The sequence below is a fragment of the Frankia sp. CgJB1 genome (assembly GCF_977947065.1).
Window position 1 is genome coordinate 1 of record NZ_CDWTNB010000226.1, and the last position, 5,704, is coordinate 5,704.

The window sequence follows — 5,704 nt, forward strand, 5'->3', positions numbered from 1 at the left end:
CCCCAAACACAGATCAAATGATCAACTTATTTAATGACGATCCCTAGGTTGTTGTCCCGCGGAGCGCCGGCAGCGCACGACTGACGGCGGACGGGCGGTGCCGTCCTTTGCGGACTGAGTCCATGACCGAGTCCATGACCGACCGGCGGTACGCCTCCCGTGGGCGGGGGTCCGCTCGGCTCGGCGGTCGTGCGCGTCTCGCGGTGCACGGGAGGCGCTTTCGGGTGGTACGTCCGAACTCCGGCGACCCGGCGTCGGATATCATTCAAGGGTACTGTCAGGGGTGCTGTCGATTCGCCGGGGAGAGGCTTTTTACTACCTTGTTTACCAGGATGGTCATTGCTTGTGAAGGAAGGCGGGGAAGACCTGACCCGACCAGCGATTCCGGGACGCGGGGGTAGTGGTGGTCACCGTACTTCCCCGCCATTCTCCCTATGTCGGCCTCACGCCCTTTCAGGAGACCGACGCCGAATTTTTCTTCGGGCGCCGCGCCGCGCGCACGCCCTGCTCGCGAAATGGCTTGAAAGTCGGCTGGTCGTCCTGCACGGGCCGGCCGGGGTCGGAAAAACGTCGTTGTTGCGGGCCGGCGTGCTGCCGAATCTGGTCTCGACGGACGCCGACGTGCTGCCGGTCGGTCGACTGGGCCCACCGGTCGGTCCGGACGCGGACGAGGGCCTGGTCCGCTCGACCAGAAATCCCTACCTGGAGTCGTTGCTGCGATGTTGGGCGGGCGACTCCGACACCTGGTCGCTGGTGGACGCCATCCAGAGCAAGCGGCACGGTAACGGCGCCGCCGGTCGTGACCGTCAACTCGGCTCCGCGCGGCCGATCCTGGCCGCTGTGGACCAGTTCGAGGACTTCTTCGTACCCCACTCGCCGTATCTGGACCCGTTGCGCACCCAGTTCGTCGAAGTTCTCGGTGAGGCCGTGGCCGCCCTCCCGGACCTGCACCTGTTGCTGGTGATCCGGCGTAACCACCGGGCCGCGCTCGCGCCCTACGAGGACACCCTCGCCGGTGGCTCGACGATCGCCAGGGTCGCCGTCGGACCGTTGGACCGGCGCTCGGCAACTGCGGCGCTGACCGAACCGTTGCGGGCGGCGGGCCGACGCCTCCCGCCGGGTGTCGCCCAGGCCTGCGTCGACGACCTTGTCACCAGCCGTGTGGTGGACGTTACCGGGACGGAGTCCGTTCTGGTCGCCAGCACGGTGCAGCCGGCGTACCTCCAGCTCGTGGCGACGGCCATCTGGCGCTTCCCGCTCGTCACCGCCGGACCCGCCACCGAACCCGCCGCCACCGAACCCGTCACCGGCGCCCAGCTGGCGGAGACCGGTGATGCGAGCATGATCCTCGGGGCGTATCTGACCCAGGCGATCGTGGCCGTGGCCCGGGAACACGACCTCGACGATGGGGAGGTGCGCACCTGGCTGACCCGGACCTTCATCACCGAACGCGGCCGGCGGGGGCCGTCGACGAGGGCATCGAGACGACCGCTGGGATGCCCACCGCCCTCCTCGACGCACTGGTCGAGCGCTATGTCCTCGCCAGTGAATGGCGTTCGGGTTCCCGGCGGTTCGAGCTTTTCGACGATCGCCTTATCCCGCCGCTGCAGGAGGCCTTCCCGGACTGGTCCGTCGCGGGACGCTTGGCTGGTGCGGCTGGTGCGGCCGATTTCCTCCAGGCCGCGCTGGTGAGCTTCGCCGACGGCGATGTCGTGGCCGCGCGCGGCCATGTCGACGAGGCGTTGCTCCGCAGCCCGGACGGCTCCCGGACGACGGCCCGGACATTGGCCCTGCGGGCCGAGCTCGATGAGGCGCAGGCCCGGCCCGAGCAGGCGGAGCAGGGGTACCGTGAGGCCGCCGAACTCTACGAATCGCTGTCCGACACCGAGGGTTCGGGCCGTGTCCTGGCCGCCATCGGCCGGCTCCTGCTGCGCGGCGGTCAGTACGGCCGGGCCATCGAAGATTTTCAGGCCGCTTCCGCGCGGCTGCCGGCCGACTCCGGCGTCCAGGCCGACCTCGCCCGGGCGCTGTGGTACTCCGGCCAGCCCTGGGCGGCTGCCGCCATCTTCTCGACCGTGCTGACGATCGCTCCGGAATCGGAGGCCGCCCTTGCCGGGCGGGGACAGCTGCGGGTGGAACTGGGGGACGACGTTTCGGTGTTGGAGGATCTCGAGCGGGTGACACGGCTGGCTCCCGACGTCGCCGGCGTCACGGAAGTGCGGGCGACCCGCGCCCTGGCGCTGGCCCGGCTCGGCCGATCGAGGGAGGCATCCGACGAGACCGCGGCGGTCCTGGACGCGGCGCCGGACAGCGGCCCGGCCCTGTGGCGTGCCGCCGGTGTGGCGCGTGCCGCCGGCGAGGACACTCGAGCGGACGATCTGCTGCGGCGCGCGCTCGACGCACGCGATCCGGAGCTGCTCCCGCATCAACAGGAGCAGGTGCTCCGCTCGCTGCGCCGCTCGGGGGCCATGGCCTGACACCGGTATCGCAGCAGCGCGGCTGGGAGGTTGATCCAGGATGGCTCTACATCGCCAGGCGAGTGATGATCGGGCGGAGCGGACGGTCGACGTACGGCCGCACCTGGTCCCGTCGGGCGAGGAAGTCGTGGTCCCGCGATTCCGGATACCGCAGGAGTCGATTGCGCCGGAGACGGTCTACCAGATCGTCCACGACGAGCTGATGCTCGACGGCAACGCGCGGCTGAACATGGCCACGTTCGTGACCACCTGGATGGACCCATACGCCGACCGGTTGATGGCCGAGTGCGCCCCGAAGAACATGATCGACAAGGATGGGTAGCCGCAGACGGCGGCGCTGGAGGAACGGCGAGTCATCGTTCCACCACTGAGCCGGGTGCCGGGCGCGAGGGCGGGGGTGGGGGCGAACCTGCCGAAGACGACCGAGTGCCCGAGGGGAGTCAGTGTGCACTCGACCCGCGGGGGTACCTCCACAGCGGGGTACCTCCACCGGGGTGGGGATGCCGTCGCGTTCCAGGCCGCGCAGGGACTCGATGAGCACCTTGGGCGTGATGCCACGCAGCGGCACCTGGAGCTCGGAGAAGCGCCGATGGCCGCCGAGGAATTTCTGTCGGTGCCGGGGTCCAAGGTGATGTGGCACGGTCCGCCTGATACGGGTCCGCACGATACGAAGGAGCACATCATGCCTACTCGAGAGACCGCCCCGGCCGGAGCGCCCTGCTGGGTCGACCTGATGACCTCCGACCCGGCCCGGGCTCGGACGTTTTACAGCGAGCTGTTCGGCTGGACGGCGGAGGATCCCGCTGAGGAGTTCGGCGGGTACTTCACCTTCACGAAGGACGGTGTCCAGGTCGCCGGCTGTATGCCCGCGCAGGACGAGGCCGTCCCGAATGGCTGGTCGGTCTACCTGGCCACGCCGGATGCCGAGAAGACCGTCGCCGCCGCTGTGGACCACGGGGGTCAGGTGATCGTCCCGGCGATGGCCGTCGAAGAGCTCGGCGTCATGGCCGTCGTGACCGATGCCGCCGGCGCGGCGATCGGCATGTGGCAGCCGGGGCTGCACCGTGGTTTCGGGGTGCTTGCCGAGCCGGGCGCCCCCGGCTGGTTCGAGCTGCACACCCGCGACTACGCCGCGGCCGTCGGCTTCTACCGGGACGTGTTCGGCTGGGACGTTCACGTCGTCAGCGACACCCCGGAGTTCCGCTACACGACCTTCGGCAAGGACGAGGGCGCGCTCGCCGGCATCATGGACGCGGCGGGCTTCCTGGCCGAGGGCGTCCCGGCGCACTGGTCGGTGTATTTCGCCGTGCAGGACACCGACGCGGCGCTCGCGAAGACCGCCGAACTCGGCGGGTCGGTGGTGCTGCCCGCGGAGGACACCCCCTACGGCCGCCTCGCGATCGCCGCCGACCCGACCGGCGCCGTGTTCAAGCTGGTCGGCCCGGCCAAGTCTGAGCCCGCCGCCGCGAGCTGACCCGCCCGGCCCGGTTCCCGCCGCGGATGTGCCTGAGGCGCAGCACTATCGTTGCGGGAACCGAGGGCTGGCCCGTTACCGTCGGCGCCGTCGGCCAGTGACCATCCTGGCCCGGGGGGCGAGGGATCCGGCCCGGCTCAGGTGGGACCCGGCTCAAGCCGCCACCGGCGGCTGGGCGCGCAACAGGCGGGCGAGGACGGACCCGGCGTGGCGGATGCCCGCGTCGTCCACGTCGAGGTGGGTGACGATCCGCAGCGTGGTCGGCCCGGTCGCCCCGACCAGCACGCCCTGCTCGGCGGCGCGCGCCGCGACGGCCCCGGCGTCGGTGACCTGGACCAGCACCATGTTGGTCTCCACCGCCTTCAGGTCGACGCGGCCGGGTGCGGCGTCGGCCAGCAGCGCGGCGAGTTCGGCGGCGCGTCGATGGTCCTCCGCGAGCCGGTCGACGTGGTGGTGCAGCGCGTGCAGGCCGGCCGCGGCCAACACGCCGGCCTGGCGCATCCCGCCGCCGAGCCGCCGGCGCCACTCCCGGACGGTGCCGACGCGGCCGGCATCACAGACGACCAGGGAGCCGACCGGCGCGCCCAGCCCCTTGGACAGGCACACCGACAGGGTCGTGAAGGCGGCTGCGAGGCGACGCGGCGGGACGGCGCTCGCGACCGCGGCGTTCCACAGCCGCGCGCCGTCGCAGTGCAGCGCCACGTCGGCGGAGTCGGCGATGGTGCGGAACTCCGCCAGCCGGCCGAGCGACCAGACCCGGCCGCCGGAGCGGGCATGGGTGTTCTCCACGGCCAGCACGCTGGTCCTGACCATGCTGTAGTTGCCGGTGACGCTGTGCGCGCGGATCGCGGCGGCCACGTCCGCCAGGTCCGCCGCCGCGGTGAGGCCGGGCAGGGTGCGGGTCTGCACCCCGCCGAGCTCGTAGGTGACGATGTGGGCCTCGGTGTCGGTGATGATCTCGGTGCCGACCGGTGCGCTGGACCGCAACGCGACGAAGTTGCCCATGGTCCCGCTCAGCACGAACACGGCGGCCTCGTGGCCGAGCAGGTCCGCGGTGTACTACTCCAGCGCGCGGACGGACGGATCCTCGCCGTAGTGGTCGTCGCCCACCTCGGCTGACGCCATGGCCCGGCGCATCGCCGCGGTCGGCCGGGTCACGGTGTCGCTGCGCAGGTCCACGGGCCCGGCTGGGCGCAGCGGTGCCGGCCGTTTCGCCACCCGCGGCCGACTGGACACGGCCGGTTCGTCGTTGATCCTCGGAGAGCCGTCACCTGTGGCATCGGAGGTCATGTCTTGTGATGGTAGCTATCTGCACCAGGGCGTTCCGGGCTATTGGCGGTCCGTTGGTGAGCGTGCGAGCCCGGGTGTACGCTCCGGCGGGTACTCGGCGAACGGGTGCGCGACCTGCTGCTGCTTCGCCCTCGGCATTCCTCAGCCCGGCGGTGTCTGCCCAGCCTAACACGGAGGCAGAGGGATCCGCAGTTCTTACATGACCGGTGATGAATGCAGGTAAGTGAGATCGGAAGCGAGGCCATTCGTCTGCCAGATTCCCGGCGCAACAGGTCGTGGCGAGACAAGGTGACGTCGATGCCAATCGAGATAGGTTACACGAGGCAGGGCGGCGGTGGTGGGTAGAAGAAGGTTATTAGCAAGTGGTGGACGACCAAACGCTGCAGCCGTCCCTGGGTCCTCGTCCATGGCTTTGGCGAGAGCCGGGCTCACCTGGATTGTAAGGTCGTCGGTGAGGTAGAGC

5 protein-coding genes and 1 pseudogene are annotated in these 5,704 nt (G+C 70.5%); 4 read left to right on the forward strand and 2 right to left on the reverse strand.

The features are described 5' to 3' along the window. Positions 1-345 precede the first annotated feature (345 nt). From AC08OT_RS18675 to AC08OT_RS18690, 4 genes are all read left to right on the forward strand, one after another. On the forward strand, positions 346-1,692 hold the full coding sequence (locus AC08OT_RS18675) for an nSTAND1 domain-containing NTPase (protein WP_476597141.1): 1,347 nt from the start codon (positions 346-348) through the stop codon (positions 1,690-1,692). After that, positions 1,689-2,477, forward strand: a complete 789-nt coding sequence (locus AC08OT_RS18680) for a tetratricopeptide repeat protein (RefSeq protein ID WP_476594760.1) — start codon at positions 1,689-1,691, stop codon at positions 2,475-2,477. Before AC08OT_RS18675 ends, AC08OT_RS18680 begins: the two co-directional genes overlap by 4 nt. Before the next feature lie 40 nt (positions 2,478-2,517). Then, positions 2,518-2,799 carry a hypothetical protein gene (locus AC08OT_RS18685; protein ID WP_476595933.1) on the forward strand — a complete coding sequence of 94 codons (282 nt, stop codon included), beginning with the start codon at positions 2,518-2,520 and terminating at the stop codon, positions 2,797-2,799. Between the two features lie 360 nt (positions 2,800-3,159). Then, a complete protein-coding gene (locus AC08OT_RS18690) occupies positions 3,160-3,951 on the forward strand; it encodes a VOC family protein (RefSeq protein WP_476593640.1) in 792 nt (263 codons plus the stop codon). 153 nt (positions 3,952-4,104) lie between these two features. Here the strand turns inward: AC08OT_RS18690 and AC08OT_RS18695 are convergent. Next, positions 4,105-5,241: pseudogene (locus tag AC08OT_RS18695) on the reverse strand (GntG family PLP-dependent aldolase). 195 nt (positions 5,242-5,436) lie between these two features. Further along, positions 5,437-5,704 (reverse strand): hypothetical protein (locus AC08OT_RS18700; RefSeq protein WP_476603111.1); only part of this gene is annotated, 268 nt, incomplete at its 5' end.